The organism is Alcaligenes sp. GW821-FHT11D07 (assembly GCF_058808495.1).
The window spans coordinates 154,399-180,191 of sequence record NZ_JBXART010000001.1 but is presented as its reverse complement, the minus strand read 5'-3'; the positions used below and the strand labels follow the sequence as shown (position 1 = coordinate 180,191).

Genomic DNA, 25,793 nt, shown 5'->3' with positions numbered 1-25,793 from the left:
CAAATTTAAGAAAAGCCCAAACTTCGGTTTGGGCTTTTTTTTAGACTTATCTAGCAATAGAAACTCAGAGTATAAATACAACACCCACAAGCTCTGATTTCCAGCTGGCAGAACGTACGCTAAAGTGCGCATTAGGTATGTCTAGCTAACCCAAAACCTCAAACAGCTAGAGACACGCCACCTTTCAAAAACTCACTGCTCAAGAGCTTCACCCATTTGAGCAGGCATTTCACGTCTCTTCGTTTGCGACTCTGCTGGTTGCACGGGTTCTTTCATGGACCAACCTAAAACATCTTTTTTCTCAATAGCCACACGCAGACCAGTTTTAGTACCACAAGGCCAAACTTTGTCAGTATGGCGACAAAATTGTAGGTAGTACTGATTCCCAAGACGGGACAGAATCGTCACTTCCTCATATGCAAAAATCCTGGTATTACCAGATTTTATTTCCCGTCCATTACAACTGCTCAGCACACCAGAGTCAAAACAGGCAGCGCGTATGGCACCTGCCGCTGATTCATTGACAGAAATGGTCACTCCACTGACATCACCCAGACGTAATTTTCGAATAGTTACTCCATTCATATAAGAAAAATTTTGAGTTAGCCAAATCAAAATTACGACCATCACCACGCCCATCCCTAAGACACCACTCACCGTCCAGGTACGCAACCTCAGCAGTGAAATATTGGCAAAAACCACAAATAAGAACCAAATACATAACGTTAACCAAAGCTCCCATTCAGCGGAACCAGAAAGACCTATAATTGCACCCGGAGTAAATAAAAATACCGCCAAAACCAAATTAAAACCCTGAAAAACAAAAATAGGCAGATAAAGAGAAACGTTTTTTACGATTAAACTGTTATATTTTTTCAAACCACCTAAAAAAACAAAAAACAAAGAAAACAAAATAGAAACTAAAAAAACAATAGAAGTAAAACGAAAATTAAATAAAATATCAAGAAAAAAAATAAGAAGCCAGAGTAATGAACTGCCTCCCATAACTAAACTCATAGACCTGAGAGTAGGTGGGTTAACTTTATTTTCGCGCTCTAACAATAAACTTTTAATAATGAATGCAGGGACTAATAAAGAACCACCAATTAATAAAATCTGCAGAACACCGAAAAAAGATGCCAGCAGAAGCAATCCTAATACTGATGACAATTCAAAATCGGGTATGAAACCAAGTGGAAGAAAATAGCTTAAAAGAGTTAACCCACCAAATGAGACTACACAAACACCGCTAACAGCAGGATTTTCACAAACCAATTTTAATAAATGCCTAAAATAACCATCATTAAAATAAAAATAATCAGCCCCCTTAATGAAAGGAACACCTTTCAAATCAACCAACAAACCAATCCGTTCCTTTAACATAAAAATCCTAAAAATAAAATATCTATAACATTACTTATTACACCAATAACCATATATAGCATGGTAAATTTAGCCTGACTCGTTCTCCACTATTAGATATGCTTCCCAGCAAGGCATATCCAATCGCCCCCCTTCCCTAGAACATGATGGCTTCGATCAATCACGAACAGAAAAATCCGTTTTATTCAGAGCCTACCCTTGTTATGCCCAGTCACCTTAAAAAATGCGTGACACACGCTCGTTTACTAAACATCTACAAACTGGCCGCGATTAGCCTGCTTTCTCTCGCCTTGACAGGCTGCGCAGGCGTGAAGATCGCCACGGTCAGCACAGAGGATTACATCGCCCAGCGGCGTGGCGATATTCTTACTACCCACAAGCTCAGTGCTTCGGCACGCGACACCTTGACCAGTCTGGCCATTGTTCCCGAGCAGTGCGCCAAGGACATTGCACACTGCACTACCCGGCTGACGGAACTGTGGAACATTGATACCGAGCAGCGCATGGCTGCCTTGGCCGAAGTCTGGACGCAAGAGGCCCTGCGTCTGCAAGGTAGGCGCAATGCTCGCCCGGATTTCTCGGTGGAGCTGTTCGATGCCTATTTACAAAGCGCGCGCTACGCCTACGCCTATCTGTTCTTTACGGATCGCAGGCCGGGCGATCGGGCGTTTGAGGACCGTCAAACCCAGGTCCGGGACTACTACAATTACTCGGTTCAGCAAGCCACCATGCTGCTGTTCTCCAAGTACCGCGACACCAGCTACGCCTTCCAGCAAACCATCAAGCTGGGCCCCTGGCATATTCGGGGTGACCTGTCCCAAGTCCGTAACGACATGACACCTCAACCCCAGGAACTGATCCCAGCCTCGCAGCTGACATTTCGAGGCTTGCGCAGCATCTACCGCCGGGATGGTTTCGGGGCCGAGATGGTGGTGGTGAATGAGGCCGACAAGGCGACTTCGGCCAACTTCCAGAGCACTTACAGCGAACCGCCTTTTCAGGCGGTAACGGGGATTATTACCTTCCCGGGAGAGACGCTATCGCAAGTGCTGCAAACCCGCGAGGCTTCGATTATTGGCTATGACCCCTATCAGCAAAACACAGTCCAGTTAAAGGATATGAAGGTTCCCTTGGCCGCCAACTTTACGTCGGCCTATGGCTTGTGGCTGGCGCGCTCGGGTTTCTCCACACAGGCTTTGCGTACTGTTCTGGGGCGTGATGGCGGCATTGAAAGCCCGCATGTTTTTCTACTGCAACCGTATGACCCGGACCGCCGCGTCATCATCATGCTGCATGGCTTGGCCAGCAGTCCCGAGGCCTGGATCAATGTGGCCAATGAAGTGCTGGGCGATGAGGATTTGCGAAGTCGCTATCAGATCTGGCAGGTCTACTACCCCACCAATTTGCCCCTGCCCTACAACAATGCTGAAATCCGCGCAGCGCTGAAGGAAACCTTCCAGCACTTTGATCCTGAAAGAAAGGCCGTCGCCTCCAACAATATCGTGGTGATCGGGCACAGCATGGGCGGTGTATTGGGGCGCCTGCTGGTGTCTTCCTCGGACAATTTATTGGAAGACGCTGCCCGGGATCGCTATCAGTTAGATGACAGCAGCGTTGCCAAGATGAATGAGGAGTTCGGCAGTGTTCTGCACTTCTCTCCCCTGCCCGGCGTGACCACGGCCATCTTCATTGCCGCTCCCCACAAAGGCACTCCGTTTGCAGGAAATCAGATATCGCGCTGGGTGGCGGCTCTGATTACGCTGCCTGTTACGGTGGTGAATCAACTAAATAAATTAAGCCAGGTTGCCGTGGGCCATACCCCTGCCCAAAATGAAATGGCAATCTTGCCAAACGGGGTAGAAAGCCTGCGCGACAGTGATCCCTTCATCAAGATCACCTCCAAGATGGCCATCTCCACCCAGGTGCGTTATCACAGCATTATTGCCAATGACACGCCCAAGAAAGATCTGCTGTATTCCGACGATGGCCTGGTGCCCTATCAAAGCGCGCATCTGCCCGGTGCAACCTCGGAATTAGTCATTCCTTTTTCGCACAGCGTGCAAGAAACCCCCGAAGCAATCCTGGAAATACGGCGCATTCTACGAGCGCAATAGCGGCATTCCTGCGCCCCCATTGCACTGGGCGTAAACCCCATCCACAAAGCGACGCTGCGCCAACGCGCTTCTTTTAGTCTGCCGCGGCTGACGAAACCGCCTTTTCATAGGCCCATCCGCCACCCAGTGCTTTGTACAAATCCACCCTATTTTGAAGCTGGCTTTGGCGCACCGCGATAAGCTGATTTTCTGCCTCGTACAGGTTGCGCTGTGCATCCAGCTGCTCAAGGTACGAGGCATAGCCGGCTTCATAGCGATTGCGTGCGTGCTCCAAGGAGCGCTTGAGCACATCACGTCTGGCGGACACATGACTCAGCTCTTGCGCCAATCTGCGTTGTCCGGCCAAGGCATTCTCCACTTCGGAAAAAGCGGTCAAAACGATACCGCGATACGCAAACGCGGCTTCATCACGCTGTGCCGTTGCGGAATCAAACTGAGCCTGTAGACGTCCTCGATCAAAAATAGGGGCCAAGATACTGCCGCCCAAGCTCCAGACTTTAGTGGGGTCATAGCTCAAGGCGCTGACATACAAAGCACCTGCCCGTGCCGACAAGGAAACCTGCGGCAAAAAGGCCGCACGGCTGGCCGCCATCGTGGCATCCTTGGAAGCCAGATCCAGCTCTGCCCGTGCGATATCAGGACGGCGACGCAAGAGCTCGGAAGGCAAACCAGCACCAAGGGCGGGCAAGTTCAAAGCGGACAAGTGCGATGTTGTGTTGTGCTCGAAGGCGGCAGGCAGCTCCCCCGACAAAAGACGAAGCGCATTGTGGTGGCGGCTGAGCGCTAGTTCCAATTGTGGAATGTGCTGCTCCACCGCTTCCAGTTCCGACTGCGCCTGAGTCAGCTCCAGCTGAGAAATGTAGCCCGCATCAAACTTATCCTGAGCCAGCCGCAAAGCCTCTGTTCGAGACGTGGAAGTGGCCTTGGCCTGCTGCAACTGTTCTTCCAAGGCCAGTATGGTGATATAGGTACGGGCGGTTTCTGCTGCCACGGTCAAGGCGATGGCGTCATAATCCGCTTGAGTAGCCGACAGCCGCAAATGCGCCGCTTTGGACTGCGAGCTCAAGCGCCCCCACAAATCCACTTCCCAATTCAATTGCACAGCAGGCTGCACTGCGCGGCTGATTGCCATTCCGCCAGGCCCCAGCGCCCGTTCCGCATGGGCACCGGTATCAAAAGACAAAGACGGACCAAGCGAGGAGTCCGCCAATTGAAGTTCTGCCCGTGCTCTTTCAATACGAGTGGCTGCACTCAAGATATCGGTATTACGCTCCAGGGCGGCCTCTACCGCGGCACTCAAACCCGGATCACCATAGGCTTGCCACCAGCTTGAGTCCACGCTTGCCCCTTGAGCAGAAGAAGCAATCCAAGCTTCGGGGGCCTCTACCTTTGCCAGAGCAGGCGCGCCTTTATAAGCGGGCATACACGCTGAGAGCAAGGCGACACAGCTCAGTAAGGCCGCGCCGGACGTTCTTCTTGCTACTGTCATTGAATGCGCTCCTGGGCTGCGTCCTGATCGGCCCTGATATCCACCTTGGCAATAACTGACATACCGGGTCGCAGCCGTTCAATACCCGGCTGATCCGCATCAATGGCAATTCGTACCGGCAGACGCTGCACCACCTTGGTGAAATTGCCGCTGGCATTATCTGCTCGTAATACAGAAAACTCAGAGCCTGTAGCTGGTGCAATGCGCTCCACCTGCCCTTGAAAATCCAGGCCATCCAATCCATCGACCGTAAAGTGAGCGTGCTGGCCTACATGGATACCGGCCGTCTGTGTTTCCTTGAAATTCGCCACAACCCAGCGCGTGTCGGGGACCAGGAACAACAACTGCGAACCCGCTGTCACGTACTGCCCCTGCCGCACAGAGGCCTCGCTGATCTGCCCATCTGCAGGAGCCGTTACCACCGTGTTATCCATATCAATACGTGCCAGCCCCAGGGCCGCTTCCGCTGACTTCACCTTGGCCTGCAAACTGGCTCGGGAGACCTCCGTGGATTTGATGTTTTCATTCGCAATCGCGATATTGGCTTTCGCTTGCAGCACATTGCCACGTCCAAGCTCGGCAGTCGCTACGGCCTGATCACGCTCACGCACAGAGATCGAACCTTTATTGGCCAAGTCTTTGGCGCGGTTGCGATCTGCCTCGGCCCGATGCGCTTCAGCCTGCGCCGATACCAGAGCAGCCTTGCGCGCATCCAGGCTGGCCCGGTTCTGAGCCTGGGCTTGATCTAGATTAGCCAATTCAGCCTGGGCCGCATCCAACTGCGCCTGGGCTTGATTCAGCTTTTCTTTATAGATGCGGTCATCAATATGCACCAAGGCCTGTCCCGCATGCACGCGCTCAAAATCCTGCACCAGGACTTCAGAGACATAGCCGTTGACCTGAGGAGCCAGCACCGTCATTTGCCCACGTACGTAGGCATTGTCGGTCGTGACTTGGGTCGTTTTGAACGGCCCCAGATTCCAGGCCCATAAGATAAGCAGCAAACCTGCCAGCAAGACAAAGGCCATCACAATGACGCTGCGCTTGCTGGGTTTGATTACTTTAGGCGGTAGCGCGGCTGAATTAGCGGGACCCAGTTTGCCATCGTTGTCTGAGTCTGTCGGGGCGGCCAGCGCACTGCGACGATCCTGATTTTCAGATGAAGTGTCTTGACTCATAAATACGGACTACGTTGAAGAGTTCTGAGAAGGGCCGGAGGGGGCGGAGTTCGCCCGCCGGGCCTGAATAGCCGGACCTGCAGCCAGCAAGACGGGCCAGAGTAAAAAGCCGGTGGCCAGCATGCCTATCAGCAAGAAAACGTCGTTATAGGCTCGGACATGCGCCTCGCGTCTGGCTGTCTGGGCTAGTTGAGCGGTGCCGGAGGCAGCCCGAAGTGCCGGGTCAGTGATTACCGCCCCCAAAGCTTGTTGCTGCTGCTTAAGCCGGTTCGCCACCATTGGCTCGGCTGCATTGATGTGGCTGACAATAGCGGCATAGTGATGCTGCTGGCGCTGCTGCTCAAAGGTGCTCAAGGTGGCGGTCCCGAGCAATCCCCCTAAAGTCTGGGTAACGTTAAGCAGCACAATAAAGGTCACGATATGGTCTGGCCCGTACTTGAAGGCCTGCTTGAAACCAATCATCACCAAAGGCCCCATGAACATCCCAGCACCAATAGACAGTACAAACTGGCTGTAGAAAAAGTCCTGCGGGCGATCCAGACTGGTGCGCCCAAAGTCCATAAAGCTGGAAATGCCGATCAAGAAAATAGCGGCAAACACCTGCACCAGAATCGTCTTGGGGCCGAAGGTCAGCGCACTGATTGCAATGCCACACACAATGCCCGCAAATACCACCCAGAACAAAGGCTGCATCTGTTCGGACCCCATGCCCAAGGTGCGCAGCATATTCACCATGCCGTAGTTTTGCTCGGTCGTGATGAAGCGCAAAATCATGGCGCCCACGGCAAAGTAAATGGTCGAGCCCTGCGCCAGCCAACGCACTTTCACCAGTGGATTGACGCGGTGATACTCAATGAACGTACAGATGGTGAACAGAAACAAAGACCCCATCGCCATCCAGGCTAGCCCTGTGTCGTTGAACCACCAACGTATATAACCCTGCGTCAAAAAAGCAATCAGCAAACCCGCGGCCGGAGCAAACAAGGCAAAGGCCAGGAAATCCAGTTTTTCAAATGCCTTGATCTGGTAACCGGGGGGCAGCTTTAGCAAGACCACGGCGGCGAATGCACATAGAGCCATCCCCGCCTCAAAGCTATAGAGCCCATGCCAGTTGCCCAGCTCTATCAAGGACGGGGACAAGATCCACGCAAGCGGTGTCGCCATTTGCGTGATGCTGACCCCCAGCACCAGGGCCTTGCCCAGCAAACGCCTAGGGAACGCCTGCAGCATGTACAACACGCCTAGCGTGCTTGCTGCCGCCCCCGAAAACCCGCTGGCACCGCGCAACAGAATCAAGGACTCGGCACTATCAATCGACAAATGCAGCAAGGCCAGAACGGCATAAAGCCCCAGACCGATTTCGGCAAACAAACGCATGCCGTACTGCTGCCGAAACTTGAACACCAGCAAATTGGCGGTGATATTGACCATCGCATAGGAGGCCGGTAACCAGGCCGCCTCGGAGGGCGTCAGGCCTAACTCCCCTTGCAGGGTCGGTAAATTGACCGACACCAGTGCATTACCCAAACCGCCCGTCAAACCAACCAGTATCGCAACCAGCCCATAGGCCACGCGGATATGAGATTCATGATGCGGGGCAGAGGGCGAGCCTGGCATAAACGGTTTTTCATGATCTTCCCACTGCGGATGCGGCTTCAGGTACTGACTCATTCAGGCTCCCAATCCGGAGCACGGTCTTCGACGGGTAATAGCACCCCTTCGCACAGAAACTTAAGAGCTCGTTTCACGAACAGAAGCCGTTCCTTATCGCTGCGGCCCCGCAAACTGGCAGCCAGCATTCCAATCAATAAAGGGATATCGCCAGGCTGCAAGGCGGGGTTGCAATGCCCCGCTGCCTGACCTTGTGCCAGCGGTTCCCGAGCCAGCTCCACCAGACGCGCCCGGACCGCGACAATCGCGGGGTGCCCAGGATCAATCGCCTTCCAATAATCCGACATGGGAGCCGACTCCAGCGCGAAACCGGCAAGCACCTGCATCAGGATTTTGAAGTCCTGCTCATTGCCCTTGCGCTTGCTTTGAAAGCGCTCCTCGATCCGGTCTGCGGCGCGTACCAGCAAGGCTTCCATCAGGGCGGCGCGGTCGGGAAAGTTGCGATAAAGCGTAGCCCGTCCCACACCCGCCTGCGACACGACCTGATCTAAAGGAGCCGTGACGCCGTGCTTGCTAAATACCGTGTTAGCCGCATCCAGCAACAGTTCCCGGCGCTCCAGCGCATCAGAACGATTGGGTAAATTCCGGTTTTTCATTCCGAAATTATACGGACAGTTTTGTCCGCTTAAAAAGGGTCGGGATTAAGAATCTGGCTGAAAACGATATTCCATACATGAAATAAAACCCGGGAAGGCGCGTCGGAAAAGGCTCGCCCCCTCTGCTGCCCCTGTCTCAAAAAGACAAAGAACGTGCATCAGCATAAAAAAAGAGCGCCGCTGCAATCAGTAGCGCCCTGCTCTATCTACACCACACCGCGCGAACTCCTAGCCCAGTTTGGAGCTGTTCACGCCTTCTTTACCTTGTTTCTTCAACCAGCTATCGTGCAGCCACTTTTCGGTTTGCCTGTGCCCTGGAAAAGTGATCCAGGTGATGTAACGCTCAAACACCATAGGCTGCCCATCCGGTCCAACAATCACCCAGAACCACAGACGGTCCTCCAGACTCCGGGCCTTCACCTTCATGCCTGTCAGGGTGACCGTTTCCATGCGGCCATTTCGCTCCACACGAATCGGTTCGTCATGCTTGTCGATCCAATGAATCTCCATACGAGGCAGCAAGTCAGGGGCATATTGCTGCAAGAAGGCACGCGCAATTTCTTCACTGCGCTGGCTGTCTGGCAGGGGTCGATCCACCAAATCCAAAGAGATGTTGGCAAAGCCCTTGAGACGACCCGACTCCGCCATCACAGAACTGAAGTGCTCGCCTTCCAACCCTGCATTGCGCCCGTCCTTGCGCTCATAGCGCGTCAACACAACGGCTTGGCCATCAGCGCTGACCTGACGGCTCATGACCTGGGCATGGGTTTCAGGAATAAAAGCATCGTGCTAAGGAAAACGAAATTGATGGCTCCGTTCCCACAAGCAGTTTTCAGAAAAACTGCCGCGTTTGGCGGCGTGTAACTCCACTCCGTGGCCACTACAGGTCTAACGGGCTAGAGAACAAGCGGTCAAAGCCCTTCGGAACAACAATAAATACTTCCATTTTTCTACTCTCCCTTAAAAATTTTTGACGCCGATGTTTTGTAAAGGCACCCATGCACTGAGTCCCTCCCATCCTTCTGTGGTAGCTGCTTGTTTTTCTTATTACTTATTAACGAGCACCTCACTGCGCCTTAACCCGCTAAGGGCATAGATCGCACACCCCGCCAGTAATCCAGCCAGCAATAAATACGTGTCCTCCAAAGGCATGGCTGCCGTCTGCTGGACTAGCCATGGCCCCAGGCTCGCCCCTATAAACAGCACGAAGGTGTATAGCGATACCGCCATACCTCGTACCGACAGATCACTCAGCCCGGCAACTCGGGCGATCAGGCCGGGTACGCTGATGCCAATACCCGCCACGAAGATAAAGCTGGCTCCCAGCAGGCCCCAGGGATGGGCCTGTCCAGCCATCGCGCTAAGGGCCAACCCTGTCGCCGCACAAACCAGGCCAGCGCTCAGAACTGGCAGGGGCCCCAACTTGGGCATAACAAATGCCACCAGCAAAGGCATCAGAAAGGCGGGGGCAACCAGAACGCGGGTCATCAGGGGCGTCAGGCCCAGTTGCATAAACTGCGCTCCCAGCTTGTTATCGAACATCATGTAAAAAGTGACAAAACACAGCAGCAGAAAGAAAGCCGGAACATAGACACGCAGCAATCTTGAATCTGCCAGCAAGCGGCCTATCGACTGGTAATTACGCAGAAAACCTGGCAAGCCCTGCGACTCAAGCAGGTCGGCAGGTCGACGCCATAACTGCCATGCCGTCAGCATAAAAATGCCGCTCAAGGGCAAGAAAGCCACGCCCAAACCCCAGCGTCCCGCAATCAATCCACCATAGATTTGCCCCAGCAGGCCGGCTGACAGAAAGGCAGTGCTCATCCAGGCAACACTCCAGACTCTTTGTCTTGGACTGCCCCGCTCTGCCAGATAGGCAATCGCAACCGGAGGAAAGGAAGACGCCGCCAGGCCCTGACACATACGGCCGACAACGATGGCCACAGGGGACTGCACCACCGCCAGCAAGGCCGTAATTCCGGCCAAAGCCAACAGGCCGCCAACCATGACTTTGCAACGTCCCAAACGATCAGACAGCGGACCAAAAATCAGAAAACCCAGCGCGTAGGCAAAACCAAAACTGCTGACCATGCCCGTCGCGCCCACACCGTAGGATTGCTCCAGAACGGCGAGCACAGGCAATGGCAGGTAAAGCAAAGAAACCACCGACAAGGCACACACCACCATCAGCGCACGCTGGCCGGTACCCACTGAATCCCTTTCAGATACAGATGCTTTCATCATTAATGTTCCAGGCTGTTATACAGCAAGCTACATATTAATTTAAAAAAAACGGCAGACAACTATCCGCCGTTTGCCTTGGGCAACACACCTTCCTGTTTAAGCTTGAACATGAGTTTGACCAGCACGTCCCGCTCTGACTCATCAAAATGGCTCATCAGTTTGGCGACCCAGACATAGTGAGCGGGCAAGGCTTTACCCAGGACCTGAGCTCCATGTTCTGTCAGTCTGACCACCCAGGCACGTCGATCTTTCGGATGCTGCTCCCGTTCGCAAAGACCGGCTGTTTCCATGCGATCAATAATGCGAGTCATGGTTTGTGACGTCACCGAAACCCCGTCGGCGAGTACACCAATACTCAAGCCCTCAGGATTGCGTTTAAGCAAAATCAGAACGAAGAACTGGGTCTGTGACAAACCGCTTGTACGGTCAAGATTGGCCTCAAAAGCCGACAACATCTCACTGGTCGCCGAAGCCCAGATAAGCCAAGCCTGCAACCCATCCACATCCGGGTTGCTGTACTCGACGCCCATCTTTACCAGAGTGTCGTAGCTAGGTAGATCCTTAAGTTCAAACATCGTGCTGCCACATAATCATCATGGCTGAAATGTAGCTGACTACTTATATTGGGGTCAAGCGAAGAAATCATCGCCCCCCCCCAATACAGTCAGACCATTAAATGATGATAACAAGTACAGCCCTAACAAAAAAAATGCCACAAGGGATAGCCCCTATATTTTCAGATAGAAAGAACAAAGAGTTACGAACTCAAAGCCATATTTTCATAAACGAAAAACAATAAGAGATACCATATTGACACAATAAAAGGAGGCAATATGACATTAGAAAAATCCATCAATAACGTTTTTCTTGATCTCAACGAAGCTCAACGACCGCCTGCATTTGTATATCAATCAAACAACTGGGCCCAGAAAGAGAGAAACTTCCTATTTCAACACTCTTGGCACTTCGCATGCCTGAGCAATGATATAAAAGAGCCAGGAAGCTACATATCAAAAACCTATATGGATACAAACATCATAACCATTAGAGGATCAGATTTAAAAATAAGATCATTCATAAACTCTTGCAGACACCACGGAGCGCCTGTCATTGACGATACAAAGGGAACCATAAAAAAAATAGTATGCCCTTATCATAAATGGACATACAGCACCGAAGGTAAAATAATAAAAACGACTGGATATGAAATCAGCAACAAATGCAAAAACAAAAAAAACCTGGACCTAGTTGAAATACCATGTGAAGTTAGAGAAAACATGATTTTTATATGCTTAGAAAAACTCCCAATATTAGGAATAGATCAGTTTTTAGGAAACTATATAGAAAAAATAGCTAGGCCTCACTCCACAAGGGATATGAGGTGCGTACAGCGGCGAAGGTATAACATTAAGGCTAACTGGAAGCTCTACACTGAAGTAGATATGGAAACCCTGCACACTCCTTTTATACATACCGAATCCATTGGCAAACAGGCCGTTGAGGAGATAGACTCAGAAGGACAATGGATGGGAGTTTTCCACTTATCGAAAGAAACAGCAGCACTTAAACCAAAAGATAAACACCTGCAACTCCCTGCAAATAAAAACTCCTACGGAGAAGGACTAGAGGGAACTCATTTTTGCATTATATTCCCCGGTTTTTTTGTCATAAATAGCATTGACTGCATGTGGTGGATACAAAAGATACCAATAAACGAAAAAGAAACAAGCGTAGAAGTTGGTTATGCATTCGATGAATCAATAATAGAAACCAAGGAATTTAAAGAAAATCATGAAAAATACTTTGAACGCCTAAACCAAGTAATACATGAGGATGAGATGATCGTTCAATACCAACAAAAAGGATTGCACAATGATGTCACAGGAAATTACACCGACGCAGAAAAAAACGTTCATAAATTTGATAAGAAAATAATGAAAATCATTCTTTCAAGCGAATTCAGCAACGAGAAAAGCGAATGAAGAGCAGAAAGAATGCAAGCCTTATCAGCTACCTCCTGCTATCCAGCGCATTTTTCATTGGCTTTTTCAACCGCTTTTCCCCTGCCACGTTTTCCTCGTACATAGCCGACAGTCTGGAACTGCGTCTGACCGTTGTGGGCAGCATTGCGGCCCTGCATTTCTGGGTCTATACCCTGATGCAAGTGCCCGCAGGCATGGTGGTTGATCGTTTCGGTATCCGAATTCCCGCCGTGGTCGGCACCTTGCTATCCGGGCTGGGAACCATCATTTTGGGCAGCGCCCAGAACTATGGGATGGCACTGTTGGGACCAGGCCTTGTCGGACTGGGGATGTCTTTAGTCTTTGTGGCCGTCATGAAAAACAATGCCATCTGGTTCGATGGCAGCAAGTTCGGATTTATCACTGGACTGACCATGTTGATTGGCACCTTGGGGGCGGTGTTCTCGGAGGCCCCTTCTTTATTCATCCTGGGATATGTCAGTTGGAGACAAGCCTTTCTGGGCGTTGGTGCGGTCACCCTTGTTCTCGCTGTTTTGATCTTTTGCTTATGGCGTGCACCAAGCCCTAAGGCCGCCGAGACACCTGAAACCCGCAAAACAATTCACCAGCCCCCAGGTGGCACTTGGCCCTCTATTGTGTCCAACAAGCAGTTGGGCCTGATCATGCTGGCTATCTCTGGCACGAATGGCACGTTTTATGCCTTTTCGGGGCTATGGGGCACGCATTTATTTAGTCGTGCGATGGACATCTCCGCCCTGGATGCTTCCATGATCATCACGCTTGCTTTACTGATCTATGGTTTCTCGTCTCTGTTTTTTGGCAAGATTTCCGATCAACTCCAAACCAGAAAGCTGTTTATCTGGGTATCCGCCTTACTCAACACACTCGCCTGGCTTTGCTTGATGCTTATCCCTAGCCCCGGCTTATATACCGCGTACCTGTGCTTTGCTTTGATAGGCCTGTCCAGCGGTGTGCAGGTGGTCGTCTGCTTTGCAGCGGTCAAAGAAAGTGTGCCGGCCACTATCACGGGATCAGCGATTGCTTATGTGAACATGGGGGTGTTTTTAGTCACAGCCATTATTCAGTCCTTGTATGGATGGCTGGTTTCACATCTTCTATCGCTTCCCCTATCCACCGAATCAGCCTACATAGGTGGTTTGTCCTTGTCTGTCGTCATCAGCTTGCTGGGCTTGCTCAGCTCTTTGGGCGTACGGGAGACATATCCGAGAGCGTAAAAAAACGGGAGTCGATCTGCAAACCGTTTACTCTATGTTGTACGACTACATAAGATGCTGGTGATGCACATCACCAGCATCTTTAAAAACCCATGACGCTGCCCGGATGATCTTTCCATGACACCCCAAACCGCCATCCGCATGGCCTCCTACAACAGCCAGATGAACCACCGTCTTTACGATGCGGCGGCGAATCTTTCTGTGCAGGACTTGCATCAGGAGCGTGGAGCGTTCTTTGGTTCGCTGTTCAAGACCATGATGCACATTGCGGTGGGAGACACGGTCTGGTTGCACCGCTTTGCCGAGCATCCTGATGCTCACGCCTTGCGCGAAGAAATCGGAGCGTTTGCCAAGCCAGGCGCATTAGATCAGCAGTTGTTCGGCACCTTGGCGGAACTGGACCAGTATCGCCGCAAGCTGGACCTGATCATTATTGATTGGACCGCTACCCTTACACCGAAACAACTGGGCCAGACGCTACGCTATAGCACTATGGCGAGCCAAAGCATGGAGAAGGATTTTGCGCTTTTGGTGACGCACTTTTTCAATCACCAGACTCACCATCGTGGCCAGGCCAGCACCTTGTTGTATCAGGCGGGTGTCGATATTGGGGTGACTGATTTATTGGCTTTGGTGCCTTGACAGGCAATCAATACTGCGCCCGCAAGGACAGCATCACATTCTGCGGCGCACCATACCAGCCCTGGTTATAAAAACCGATCTGCGAGTAGTACTTCTTGTCGAACAAATTGTTCACATTCAGCGTGGCTGACACCCGTTTGTTGAACTCATAACGTGCCATCAGGTTGACGATGGCATAGCTGCCCTGCTCCACCTTGACCACCTTACGGCCTGGGGCCGTGGCATCCTGGTACATGCGGTTTTGCCAGTCGATACCACCACCGACAGTCAGCCCCTGCCAATCACCCGACAAGCGGTACGTGGTGTAGACCTTGACCAGCGTACGCGGTTTGCTGGTATTGATAGGCTTGCCCTGCGCATCTTTGGCCGTGAAGGTGGTCAAGCTGCTGGCAAGATTCCAGCCGGGCATCAATTCACCACCCAGCTCCAGCTCGACCCCTTCTACCTTGGCTCCCGACACCGGGCGGTATGCCGGAGTATTGGGCGGTGCGCCAATCACATTGGTGCCTGTAGCTTCGGCCAGATTATCCTGCCGCGTCTGGAACAAGGACAACGCCCCGTTTAGGCGACCATCCAGCCAGGCCGCTTTCAGACCCAGCTCATAGCTTTTGCCGGTAATGGGCGCCAGTATTTCGCCCTGCTCATTACGAGCATTTTGCGGCTTGAAGATTTCCGTATAGCTGGCGTAAGCCGTGTACGTGTCATTGAAGTCGTAGATCAGGCCAGCGTAGGGGATGAATTCATTACGGTGACGATACTGACGCTTGGCACCGAAATAGGTTTGGTCGGTTTCCCAGTTGCTGATGCGCCCACCCACCATCAAGCGTAGATCATCCATCAGCGCAAAACGACCGACGGCATAAGCGCCGGATTGTTTGTTATCCATATCATCGGCCTGGGAAGGATCACCCGACCAATTTGGCTCGGGCACTCGGCCCGGCTGGTAGAAACTGCCTGCATCCGGCAAAGGAGCCATGGCCCGATACTGCGGGAAGGACACACGGTCTTGGGCCATCATCCAGCCCACCGAGAACTCGTGCTCTTTACCGAACAGCTCAAACGGCCCGGACAAGGACGCATTGAATGCTTTACGGCGCACATCGCCCTTGTAATACGAATAGGAGTTCGATGTGCCCAAGCCTGTTTCCCGATCTGGATAGCCGCCCCGGAAAATCTGCTTCATGGATGCATCGGTGTGCGACTGGTTGTACGTCAGACGCAACTTCAAGTCATTGGCGAACTGATGGCTCAGATCCACAAAACCCGTTGTCGTATCGTTCTCAATTCGCGCCCAATCTGCGTTGTTGGAAATGGATCGCTTGAAATCCGTGCGTGAGCCATCGCTATAGAACAGCGGAAAGCCACTACCAAACCCGTTGTTTGAACTGGACTGGTAAGCCACCCCGCCCGTCAGCTCCATGCCGGGAATCAGGTCGGCCGTAATCACGCCATATAAGGTACGGGTTTTAGTGTCCTGCAAATCCGTATAGCTGTTGGCCTTGCCGTAGGCCCCCACGATACGTCCGCGAACACGGCCGTCTTCGGTGATAGGGGTAGAGACATCGGCATAGCCACGGGCGAAATCCCAGCTACCCACATCCACGCCCGCCGAAGCGGCAAAGTCTCGCAGTGGGCGCTTGCGCACATAGTTGACTGCTGCCGAAGGGCTGCCCGCCCCTGTCATCAAACCGGTTGCACCGCGCACCACTTCCACCCGATCAAACACCACCAGGTCCAGATTGCTTTCACCGAACGCCCATGGCGAGAGCACCGGCTGGGTCCAGCCATCAAACTGATAGTTATCGATGCCAAAGCCCCGGGACGAGAAGGAATAACGGTTGGTGTCGCTGCGCGTCACGGAAATACCCGGCGCGCTTTGCAAAGCATCAGCCGTAGTCTGCATGCCACGGTCTTCCATCATCTGACGCGTCACCACGCTGACCGATTGAGGTGTTTCCTTGATCGACAAAGACAAACCAGTCGCCGTGCTCATGGCTTTGGTGGTGTAGGAAGGGCTGGTTTCCGTGACGGCGGGGTCCCGCGTTCCTCTGACCGTAATAGTAGAGAGCTCTACCGGCGAATCATCAGGTGTTTTGTCCTGCGCCCACACCGGGCCGCCAGCCGCCGCCAAGAGCATGGCGGAACGAGTCAAAGAAGTCAGCAGACGGGCTCGCAAGCGGGCGGGACTGGAAAAAACGGCAGACATGAACGGGGATCTCAGCAAATGAATTAGATGCGAACAATTATCATCCTCAAGTCTGTGCGTCATGTATCTATAAACGCAGAAACCCTATGCTAAATATCAGTCCTGTCTTGACCGCCGCTACACCAACACTCGATCCGCCCGGGCCTGTAAGCACAGGCAGGTGGCCGCACTTAAGAAGACAGCGAACAACATGGCCCCCGCCATACGCAAGGGCTGCCCATATACCCACGGTACGCACCAGCCGCTGATCAGCGAGAACGTCGCCATCTGAAAAAAGCCCAATAACGATGCCGCCAGGCCCGAGCGTGCCGGAAAGCGCGCTAATACTCGCATGGTCATCGCCGGCAGCAACATGGCCAGTCCAGCCGCAAAGAAGGCGGGCAAGGCAACCGCCCAAGGTAAGGCAGGCGCTCCAGAGTTCCCCAAATACACGGCGTAGGCAATGCAACTGCCCAACATCAGCGCGTAGGCACAGCGAATAATTTTCAAGTCTCCCCAGCGCCGGGAGAGCCGCGCCGAGGCCAAGGCCCCCACTGTCGCCCCGATAACCAAAGGCACAAACAAAACCGCAAAAGCAGTTTCGGGCAGCTTCAAGGTATGCACAATGAAATCAGGTGCGGCTCCAATTAGAAATGCTTGGGCACCGATCAGCAGACTCATGGCCAGACTCATGCCCATGAACTGCACATCACGCAGTAAGTGCCACACGTCCACTTGCAAGGGTCGCCAGGCCAAGGCTTGGCGTTTGCTGGCTGGCAAAGTCTCCGGCAAGCGCAGCAAGCAAAGCCAGCAAGCCACCGCAGCCAGGATGGCCAGCATCCAGAACACAGAGCGCCAACCCAGATGAGCAATCAGTTGTCCGCCCACAATAGGGGCCAAAGCGGGCGACACATTGAACACCACGACAATGTATGACAGCGTACGGCTGGCCTGCTCACCCTGAAAGCAGTCACGCACTATTGCCTGGCCGATAACCAAGCCCGCGCCGGCCGAAAAACCCTGCAGCACCCGGCCCACCATCAAGTACTCAAAACTGGGTGCCAAGGCAGCCAGTACAGAGCCCGCTATATAGACTCCCAGGGAAGCCAGAACCACTGGTTTTCGCCCCCAGGCATCGGACAAAGTGCCATGCAATAGCAGCATGGCCGCGTAGGCGGACATGTACACCCCCAGTGTCTGCTGCACGGCGTGGGGCGGCACATTGAATTCACGCTCCAAAGCGCTGAATGCGGGTAAATAGGCGTCGATCGTGGCAGGTGCTACGCAGGCTAACAGGCCCAGAATCAACACCATCACGGGATAAGGGGGAAGCAAGGAAGGCAACACAGCTCTATTTGATTCAGGAAAGAAGGCGCCCAAAGGGACACATACTATTCAGAATGGCTGATGAGGACTGAAGCGGGCAATGCCAAATGCCTAAAGAGCTTTGCCGAATGCCTAAGCTGCCCTTTCCTGAACTTAGGGCTAGTTCAATTCGCTGGGCGAAATGCCATATCTCTCGCGAAAGGCAGTAGCAAAGTTGGTGGCATGGCGGTAGCCCACAAAATGGGCAGCTTGCTGCACACTCCATCCTTGGCTCAGATATTCGCGTGCCAGTTCCAGCCTGCGCTCGCGCAGCCAGCCGAACACAGAGCATTGGTAAGCAGCCTGGAACTTCACCCGCAAGGTGCTGGGGCTCATGCAAGCCAGCTTGGCCAAGTCCGCCAGGGTATGGTCTTCGCCCGGCGAATGGTAGAGACGCTCTTTGACACGCTCTAGTAACTGACGGTCTCGTGCCGAAACAGGAGAATTGTTGTCTGGCATTCGCTCCAAGCCATCCAGCGCATGGGCCAGCACTTGCAGACTGACGCCTTCCAGCAGCAGATTGTGCAACGTCCCCTGCAAGGGGCTGTCTATCAATTGGTCGATCGCTGTAAGCAAGTGGGCAGGCACCGCCCAGCGTTGCAGACGTATCCGCGACGAAGCCATGGCCTTGACCAGCAGCTCGCCCAGTGGCGAATCCGCCAGACTATCTGGCGTACTAAGTGAAATATTGATGCCTCGCAGGCGCTGCCCAGCCGGGTGCACCCCGGTCATTGCTACAGCGTCAGAATGCGCAATGGTGGCACCGCTTTGGGCCATCATGCTGACGGTCTTCTGACTGGACAGCTGGGTCTGTGCCCGGCCTTGCAGCATGACAATGGCCGAGAACTGCGGCGCAGCCAGGGAAGTCGCTTCGTAGTGATGGTGGGTGATGATGTCCGAGAGCACCAGTTTCAAGCCGGGCCGAACGTCGTATTCCTGTACACGCCCTTCCGCGATGCAAAGCTGTTCCATGCTCTGACTTGAACCAGAGTAATGCGGCAAACGATAGCGGAATCCCGCAGGGCTACCGAGTCGGTCAAAGTCCGATACCGTGAATCTGATCATAGGAAACTAGCGTGGAAGAGGTGCGTGCCCTGCCCGGTGGGAGGGCAATATGAAGGCAGAAAAGGCTAAAGTAGAGAGAAAAACCCAATTGAGAATAGCATACATTCTCAACTATATGGCAGCTTTTATCAGCAGCCACACAGGCTGCAAGCGCCTTGAAAGATCAGGATTTTATTCATTTTTGAACGCGCCAATTCTTCACTCAGCCAGCCGTTTTCTAAAAAAAAAGCGATTAGTATTTTTATTTATCGCGCGCAGCCAGGCTTAAAACAGCGCACTAATGACACACCGCGCACGACTATTTTCACCTTACACTTTCAAGCATGACTCCCAGCCCTGCCTCCCGGTTTAAAAGCGCTCTTCTTTTCATCATTTTTTCTATGTTGGCCGGTCTTTTCTGGTGGCTTTTTTACGAGCGCTATTACCGTCATCAGGCGTGCATTGAAGCAGCAGCCTCCAGTTGCCTGACCGCTCAGGGAGCCAACCTGACCAGTGCGGGCATGGTGTGGGCACTCCCTGCTTTTATCCTGAGTGGCCTCGCCCTTTACTATCTTGGAAGATTGCTTTTTCGCCAGCACTTAAATAAATCTTAGCTATTTAAGATTGGCCTGAAAGAAGACTCAGCGTCAGCACGCGGACGGTATTCCCAGAGCAAAAGCACACTATACGCATACTGCTATAATGCGGCCCGGCAATTAGTGATCCTTTTGCCAATACCTCTTTCTGCAAGAAGAAGCCTTCATGAATAACACCGTACCAAGGTTTGGTCGGCGTCAATTTCTCAAAATTCTTGGTGCTGGGGCAGCTGCGCTGTCAGCGACCGCGATGGGACTTTCGACAGCCGCTGCTCAAGTTTCCGCCGCCGTTCGGCCCTACAAATTACTGCGCTCCAAAGAGACCCGAAACAACTGTACGTATTGTTCGGTCGGCTGCGGCATCTTGATGTATTCCTTGGGAGATGGCGCCAAAAACGCGAAACCACGCATCTTTCATATCGAGGGCGATCCGGATCATCCGGTCAGCCGCGGCTCGCTCTGTCCTAAAGGGGCAGGCCTGCTGGACATGATCCACTCTAAAAACCGCCTGCTGCACCCCGAATACCGGGCGCCGGGCGCCAAAGAGTGGGTAAAGATCAGCTGGAGCGATGCCACCAAACGCATTGCGCGCCTTTTGAAAGACGACCGCGATGCCAACTTCATCGCCAAAAACGAACAAGGCCAGGTGGTCAACCGCTGGTTGTCCTCCGGCTTTCTGGCCTCGTCTGCCGCCTCCAATGAAACCGGCTTGCTGGATTTCAAATTTACCCGTGCTTTAGGGATGTTGGGCATCGACTGCCAGGCACGACTGTGCCACGCCCCTACCGTATCTGCCTTGGCACCCAGCTTTGGGCGCGGTGCCATGACCAACCATTGGGTGGACATCAAGAACGCCAACGTGGTGATCGTGATGGGCGGCAACCCGGCTGAAGCACACCCGGTAGGCTTTAAATGGGTAATCGAGGCCAAGATCAAAAACAAAGCCAAGGTCATTGTGGTGGACCCGCGCTTTAACCGTACCGCGGCCGTGGCAGATATTTTCTCGCCCATTCGCGCCGGTTCCGACACCGCCTTTCTGATGGGCATGGTGCGTTGGCTCTTGGACAATGACAAGATCCAGCACGACTATGTACGTGCCTACACCAACGCCTCATTGATTGTGCGCGATGACTTCGCCTTTGATGAAGGCCTGTTCTCCGGCTTTGATCCGAAAACAAAGGTCTACGACAAGTCCTCCTGGACGTACGCCCTTGACGACAATGGCCAGGTGATGCGTGATCCCAGCATGACGCATCCGCGCTCCGTGCTGCAGCTGCTCAAGGCGCACGTAGACCGCTACACACCCGAAGTGGTCGAGAACATCACAGGCGTCAAACAAGCGGATTTCCTGCAAATTGCTGAAATCATTGGCTCCTGTTCGGCCAAGAACAAGACCCTGACCTGGCTTTACGCGCTGGGCTGGACTCACCACACCGGGGGCGCCCAGATCATCCGTGGCGCAGCCATGATTCAGCTTTTGCTGGGCAATATCGGCATGGCCGGAGGCGGCGTGAACGCTTTACGCGGACACTCCAACATCCAGGGCTATACCGACTTAGGTCTGCTTTCCCTGCGTGTGCCGGGCTACATGAACCTGCCTTCGGACAGTCAACAAAGTCTGGCTCAGTATCTGGAAGAGACAACGCCCAAAGATGTGCTGCCAGGACAAGTCAATTACTGGAAGCACACGCCCAAGTTTTTCATCTCTTTGCTGAAAAACCTGTATGGCAAGCACGCCACGCCGGACAATGATTTCGCTTTTGACATGTTGCCCAAGTGGGACCGCAGCTACGACATGCTGGCCTACTTTGACATGATGTATGAGGGCAAGGTCAACGGTTACTTTGCCCAAGGCTTTAACCCACTGGCCGCCATGCCGGACAAGAACAAGACCTCCAAGGCCTTGTCCAAGCTGAAGTTCCTGGTGATTGTGGACCCGCTGGTCACCGAGACCTCCAACTTCTGGCGCAACGAAGGACAGTTCAACGACGTCAAGACCGAAGAGATCATGACGGAAGTGTTCCGTCTGCCCTCCAACTGCTTTGCTGAAGAAGACGGCTCTATCGTGAACTCGGGCCGTTGGCTGCAATGGCACTACGCCGGTCAGCAGCCTCCCGGCGATGCCCGTCATGACCCCAATATTTTGGGCGAAATCATGATGGAATTGCGCCGTCTGTACGAAGAAGAAGGCGGCGCCTGTCCCGAGCAAGTCCTGAGCATGACTTGGGACAGCGACACCTACCACGACCCGCATTTCCCGCATCCAGAAGAAGTGGCGAAAGAGGCAAACGGCTATGCGCTGGCTGATGTCTTTGATGAAGACGGCAAGCAGATTTTGCGTAAAGGCCAGCTTCTGGACAACTTCGCGCAATTGCGCGATGACGGCACTACACAGAGCTACTGCTGGGTCTTTGCCGGTTCCTGGACGGAGAAAGGCAACCAGATGGCCAATCGGGACAATACCGATACGGGCCTGGGCAATACTCCGGGCTGGGCGTGGGCCTGGCCTGCCAACCGCCGTATTTTGTACAACCGCGCCTCCATGGACGAAATGGGTAATCCGTGGGACCCGCAGCGCCAGATCCTGCATTGGGACGGCAAGCAATGGACAGGTTCGGATATCCCGGACTTTCCCGCCAACCTGCCCCCCGGCAGCCCGGCGTCACCGTTCATCATGCTGCCTGAAGGTCTGGGCCGCCTGTTCTCGGAAAAAGGCATTAACGATGGCCCCTTCCCCGAGCACTACGAGCCGGTGGAAAGCCCGATCGCCAAAAACCCGCTGCATGAAAAGGTGACGCATAACCCGACGGCCCGGATTCTGTCCAACGATGCTGAACGCATGGGCAATCGCCACGATTACCCCTATGTTGCGACCACCTATTCGATCACCGAGTTGTTCCGCCACTGGACCAAGCACTCTTATCTGAATGCCATGTTGCAACCAGAACAGTTCATCGAAATCGGTGAGCAACTGGCGGCTGAAAAAGGCATTAGCCACGGCGATACCGTCAAAGTCACGACCAAGCGCGGCTACATCACCGCCAAAGCCGTGGTGACCAAGCGCATGCGCACGCTGACCGTTGCGGGTCAGGAAGTCCAGCAGATCGGGATTCCGTGCCACTGGGGCTTTGAAGGCGAAACCCGCAAGGGCTTTCTTGCCAATACCCTGGCTCCCGGCGTGGGCGATGCCAATACGCAAACACCGGAGTTCAAGGCCTTCCTTGTCAATGTCGAGAAAATGAAGGGAGCCACGGCATGAATTCGCAAAACATAGTGCGCCGCTCGGCGACCAATGCCATCACACCGGCCCCGCAGGTACGCGACCACCAGATGGAAGTGGCCAAGCTGATTGACGTATCAATCTGTATTGGTTGCAAAGCCTGTCAGGTTGCCTGCAATGAATGGAATGACTTGCGCGGTGAAGTGGAAGAGAACGTTGGGGTGTATGACAACCCCAGCGACCTGACACCCGACAGCTGGACCCTGATGCGCTTTACCGAGCACGAGGATGAGGCTGGCAAGCTGGAATGGTTGATTCGCAAAGACGGCTGCATGCACTGCGAAGACCCCGGCTGCCTGAAAGCCTGCCCGGTGCCCGGCGCCATCGTTCAATACGCCAATGGCATTGTGGATTTCCAGTCCGACCTGTGTGTGGGCTGCGGTTACTGCGTGGCAGGTTGCCCTTTTGACGTGCCGCGCATCTCCAAAAAAGACCACAAAGCCTATAAGTGCACCCTGTGTTCGGATCGTGTGTCAGTAGGACAGGCCCCAGCTTGTGCCAAGACCTGCCCGACCGGCGCGATTGCCTTTGGCTCCAAACAGGAGATGAAGGATCTGGCCGCCAGCCGTATCGAGGACTTGAACGAACGCGGCTATGAAAACGCCGGCCTGTACGACCCGCAGGGCGTAGGCGGTACGCACGTGATGTATGTACTGCAACACGCCGATGATCCGCAGCGCTACGCAGGTTTGCCTAAAGACCCGCAAATCAGCTCTGTGGTGGGAGGCTGGAAAGATGTACTTAAACCGGCGGCTGCCATAGCAGGCGCCGTAGCTGTTGCCGGTATGGCTGCTCACTTCATTGGCGTGGGCCCGAACAGCGTCGACGAAAACGAAGATGAGCACGACAGCGAACAGGAAACCAAAACCGCTGAAGGAGGGAATCATGTCCAAGAAAAATAATCTTGTTCTACGCACCAAGTTCCCCGAGCGGCTTTGCCACTGGGCCGTGGTGGTCTGCTTTTTCCTGGCGGCCACCTCGGGGCTGTCCTGGTTCTTTCCCACCTTTTCCTGGCTCAGTTCCTTTCTGGGCACACCGCAAATGGCGCGTGTCCTGCATCCCTTTTTAGGCATCGCCGTGTTTGTCGGGCTTTGCTATATGTTTGTACGTTTCGTGAAGTACAACCTGCCTGCCAAAACGGACCTGATCTGGTTTCGCAACGTCAAAAGCGTCGTCCTGAACAAGGTGGAACAGCCTTTGCAAATCGGTAAATACAATGCCGGTCAAAAAGTGCTGTTCTGGCTGATCATGAGTTCCATCGTGGCCTTGCTGGTGTCGGGCCTGATCATGTGGCGCGCCTACTTTGCCGAGTTCTTTTCCATTCCCGTGCTACGGCTGGCGATCCTGATCCACTCGATTGCGGGAATCGGTTTGATTCTGCTGATTCTGGGCCATATCTACCTGGCAATTTGGGTGCGTGGCTCCATCACCGGCATGGTGACGGGCTATGTCTCCAAAAACTGGATACGTCACCACCACGATCGCTGGCACGAGGAACTCAAAACGAACGAGAGCAAAACAAAGCGAGGCAAAGCATGAACGAAATCCCTGTGATCCGTTCAGTTCCTTCCGAGGAATCCACACGCCACTTTGATCCCATTCTTCGTCCTGAATTGCAGGCACTTTACACCGCCCGCGCCGCCCGATTGCGCGAACTGGCCCAAGGCCACGAGCTAGAAGCCTATTTGCGTCTGGCTGCGGATGTGGCACAAGCACAGGCACAGGCACAGGCACAGGCACAGGCACAGGCACAGGCACAGGCACAGGCACAGGCAGTAGTTTCGCCCGAAAGCCGTTCCGATGCGCTAGCCATTGACCCTGTGGAGATTGCTCGCCAAGGCGCCTGGCTGGCGCATCTGGATACGCTGCTGGCCCAACTGGCACCTGACGCATCACCTGCCATCACCCCTCATCTGGATGCTCTGCGTGCCATGAGCTTCCAGACTCGTCTGGAAGCAGGCCTGGCTCTGGCACAGAACCAGTTTGATGCAGTCTCCGAAGCATTGGCTCCTTTCCTGTGGGCTGCCTTGTCCCTGGAAGTGGCCTTGGCTGCTCGGGCAGTTCCTCTGCCGGCGGCCAGCGACGAAGAGTCCGCCAGCTGCCCAGTTTGTGGCAGTGCGCCGATAGCCAGCCTGATTCATAAAGGCACTCGTCAGGGCCTGCGCTATTTGCATTGTTCTTTGTGCGAGTGCGAATGGCATATGGTTCGCGCCAAGTGCACCAATTGCGGGGATGCTGGCCAGCTCGACTACCTGAGCTTTGACACCACCGAAGCGGTGGTACGTGCAGAAAGCTGTGGTCATTGCCATAGCTACCTGAAGGTCATCTCTCAGGAACGTGCAGCCGATGCTGAAACCGTGGCCGACGATCTGGCAACGCTGGTGCTGGATGATGCGGCAACAGAAGAAGGCTTTGGTCGCACAGGGCTGAATCCTTTCGCCCTGCCCGACCAGTCCCTGTAAAGATGAGCCCGGGTTGGCTGCAAACTAACCCGGGTTTATTCATCACCTTTACACACCCATCTCCCTACGCTTCAAGCACCAAGCCTGCTGCTCTGGCTATCCACCGCAGTTTCTAAAGCAGGCGGGCTGCGCACTCGCACACATGCGAATACGCCCGCTGCTCAGCACTCTCATCAGCCTTCGCCCCAGCCACTCACCAGACGCCCAGGTAGTCCTTGCACTTTACCGACTGCGGCGTATCAGTCCCTCTTCCCTATCTCTGCCCCTGTCTGCTTTTAAGCAGGATCAGCGGATGTGCGGCAGGAAAACTCCCTGACATCAAGACCG

The 25,793-nt window shown here is 53.7% G+C and carries 20 protein-coding genes; 9 read left to right on the top strand and 11 right to left on the bottom strand.

Annotated elements, in window-relative coordinates:
- Nucleotides 1-192 precede the first annotated feature (192 nt).
- Nucleotides 193-1,383 carry a hypothetical protein gene (locus tag AC1RSM_RS00795; protein ID WP_492928528.1) on the bottom strand — a complete coding sequence of 397 codons (1,191 nt, stop codon included), beginning with the start codon at nucleotides 1,381-1,383 and terminating at the stop codon, nucleotides 193-195.
- 308 nt (nucleotides 1,384-1,691) lie between these two features.
- Here AC1RSM_RS00795 and AC1RSM_RS00790 point away from each other — a divergent pair, with 308 nt between their 5' ends.
- Nucleotides 1,692-3,497 (top strand): esterase/lipase family protein, encoded by a 1,806-nt coding sequence (locus AC1RSM_RS00790; RefSeq protein ID WP_492928526.1) that lies wholly within the window; start codon nucleotides 1,692-1,694, stop codon nucleotides 3,495-3,497.
- A 73-nt stretch (nucleotides 3,498-3,570) separates the two neighbouring features.
- Here the strand turns inward: AC1RSM_RS00790 and AC1RSM_RS00785 are convergent, their stop codons facing one another.
- The 7 genes from AC1RSM_RS00785 to AC1RSM_RS00755 all read right to left on the bottom strand — a co-directional run bounded on the left by AC1RSM_RS00785 (nucleotide 3,571) and on the right by AC1RSM_RS00755 (nucleotide 11,250).
- Nucleotides 3,571-4,986: an efflux transporter outer membrane subunit gene (locus AC1RSM_RS00785; protein WP_492928524.1), complete on the bottom strand. Its 1,416-nt coding sequence runs from the start codon at nucleotides 4,984-4,986 to the stop codon at nucleotides 3,571-3,573.
- A complete protein-coding gene (locus AC1RSM_RS00780; protein ID WP_492928522.1) occupies nucleotides 4,983-6,164 on the bottom strand; it encodes an HlyD family secretion protein in 1,182 nt (393 codons plus the stop codon). The genes AC1RSM_RS00785 and AC1RSM_RS00780 overlap by 4 nt, the downstream gene beginning before the upstream one ends.
- A gap of 9 nt (nucleotides 6,165-6,173) precedes the next feature.
- A complete protein-coding gene (locus AC1RSM_RS00775; RefSeq protein WP_492928520.1) occupies nucleotides 6,174-7,835 on the bottom strand; it encodes an MFS transporter in 1,662 nt (553 codons plus the stop codon).
- Nucleotides 7,832-8,431: a TetR/AcrR family transcriptional regulator gene (locus tag AC1RSM_RS00770; RefSeq protein ID WP_492928518.1), complete on the bottom strand. Its 600-nt coding sequence runs from the start codon at nucleotides 8,429-8,431 to the stop codon at nucleotides 7,832-7,834. Before AC1RSM_RS00770 ends, AC1RSM_RS00775 begins: the two co-directional genes overlap by 4 nt.
- Nucleotides 8,432-8,659: 228 nt before the next feature.
- Entirely contained in the window at nucleotides 8,660-9,184 is a 525-nt protein-coding gene (locus AC1RSM_RS00765; protein WP_492928516.1) for a hypothetical protein, read from the bottom strand.
- A gap of 294 nt (nucleotides 9,185-9,478) precedes the next feature.
- Nucleotides 9,479-10,675: an MFS transporter gene (locus tag AC1RSM_RS00760; RefSeq protein WP_492928514.1), complete on the bottom strand. Its 1,197-nt coding sequence runs from the start codon at nucleotides 10,673-10,675 to the stop codon at nucleotides 9,479-9,481.
- Between the two features lie 59 nt (nucleotides 10,676-10,734).
- Nucleotides 10,735-11,250, bottom strand: a complete 516-nt coding sequence (locus tag AC1RSM_RS00755) for a MarR family winged helix-turn-helix transcriptional regulator (protein ID WP_492928513.1) — start codon at nucleotides 11,248-11,250, stop codon at nucleotides 10,735-10,737.
- Nucleotides 11,251-11,508: 258 nt separating this feature from the next.
- On the opposite strand from AC1RSM_RS00755, the gene AC1RSM_RS00750 reads away from it, so the two are divergent.
- The 3 genes from AC1RSM_RS00750 (at nucleotide 11,509) to AC1RSM_RS00740 (ending at nucleotide 14,534) form a co-directional block, all read left to right on the top strand.
- Entirely contained in the window at nucleotides 11,509-12,657 is a 1,149-nt protein-coding gene (locus tag AC1RSM_RS00750) for an aromatic ring-hydroxylating oxygenase subunit alpha (RefSeq protein ID WP_492928511.1), read from the top strand.
- Nucleotides 12,654-13,892 carry an MFS transporter gene (locus AC1RSM_RS00745; RefSeq protein WP_492928510.1) on the top strand — a complete coding sequence of 413 codons (1,239 nt, stop codon included), beginning with the start codon at nucleotides 12,654-12,656 and terminating at the stop codon, nucleotides 13,890-13,892. Before AC1RSM_RS00750 ends, AC1RSM_RS00745 begins: the two co-directional genes overlap by 4 nt.
- Before the next feature lie 117 nt (nucleotides 13,893-14,009).
- Nucleotides 14,010-14,534, top strand: a complete 525-nt coding sequence (locus tag AC1RSM_RS00740) for a DinB family protein (RefSeq protein ID WP_492928508.1) — start codon at nucleotides 14,010-14,012, stop codon at nucleotides 14,532-14,534.
- A gap of 7 nt (nucleotides 14,535-14,541) precedes the next feature.
- Here the strand turns inward: AC1RSM_RS00740 and fauA are convergent, their stop codons facing one another.
- The 3 genes from fauA to AC1RSM_RS00725 form a co-directional block, all read right to left on the bottom strand.
- Nucleotides 14,542-16,740 (bottom strand): TonB-dependent alcaligin siderophore receptor FauA, encoded by a 2,199-nt coding sequence (fauA, locus tag AC1RSM_RS00735; protein ID WP_492928507.1) that lies wholly within the window; start codon nucleotides 16,738-16,740, stop codon nucleotides 14,542-14,544.
- Between the two features lie 117 nt (nucleotides 16,741-16,857).
- Nucleotides 16,858-18,033 (bottom strand): multidrug effflux MFS transporter, encoded by a 1,176-nt coding sequence (locus AC1RSM_RS00730; protein ID WP_492931400.1) that lies wholly within the window; start codon nucleotides 18,031-18,033, stop codon nucleotides 16,858-16,860.
- Nucleotides 18,034-18,204: 171 nt separating this feature from the next.
- A complete protein-coding gene (locus tag AC1RSM_RS00725) occupies nucleotides 18,205-19,149 on the bottom strand; it encodes a helix-turn-helix transcriptional regulator (RefSeq protein ID WP_492928505.1) in 945 nt (314 codons plus the stop codon).
- 49 nt (nucleotides 19,150-19,198) lie between these two features.
- Here AC1RSM_RS00725 and AC1RSM_RS00720 point away from each other — a divergent pair, with 49 nt between their 5' ends.
- From AC1RSM_RS00720 to fdhE, 5 genes are all read left to right on the top strand, one after another.
- Entirely contained in the window at nucleotides 19,199-19,417 is a 219-nt protein-coding gene (locus AC1RSM_RS00720) for a hypothetical protein (protein ID WP_492928503.1), read from the top strand.
- Nucleotides 19,418-19,890: 473 nt separating this feature from the next.
- Nucleotides 19,891-22,983 (top strand): formate dehydrogenase-N subunit alpha, encoded by a 3,093-nt coding sequence (gene fdnG / locus AC1RSM_RS00715; protein WP_492928501.1) that lies wholly within the window; start codon nucleotides 19,891-19,893, stop codon nucleotides 22,981-22,983.
- Nucleotides 22,980-23,906, top strand: coding sequence for a formate dehydrogenase subunit beta (fdxH, locus tag AC1RSM_RS00710; protein ID WP_492928499.1), 927 nt, complete (start codon nucleotides 22,980-22,982; stop codon nucleotides 23,904-23,906). Before fdnG ends, fdxH begins: the two co-directional genes overlap by 4 nt.
- Complete coding sequence (locus AC1RSM_RS00705; protein ID WP_492928497.1) at nucleotides 23,890-24,543, top strand: formate dehydrogenase subunit gamma; 654 nt, start codon at nucleotides 23,890-23,892, stop codon at nucleotides 24,541-24,543. Before fdxH ends, AC1RSM_RS00705 begins: the two co-directional genes overlap by 17 nt.
- On the top strand, nucleotides 24,540-25,466 hold the full coding sequence (gene fdhE / locus AC1RSM_RS00700) for a formate dehydrogenase accessory protein FdhE (protein ID WP_492928495.1): 927 nt from the start codon (nucleotides 24,540-24,542) through the stop codon (nucleotides 25,464-25,466). Before AC1RSM_RS00705 ends, fdhE begins: the two co-directional genes overlap by 4 nt.
- The last annotated feature ends 327 nt before the right edge of the window (nucleotides 25,467-25,793 follow it).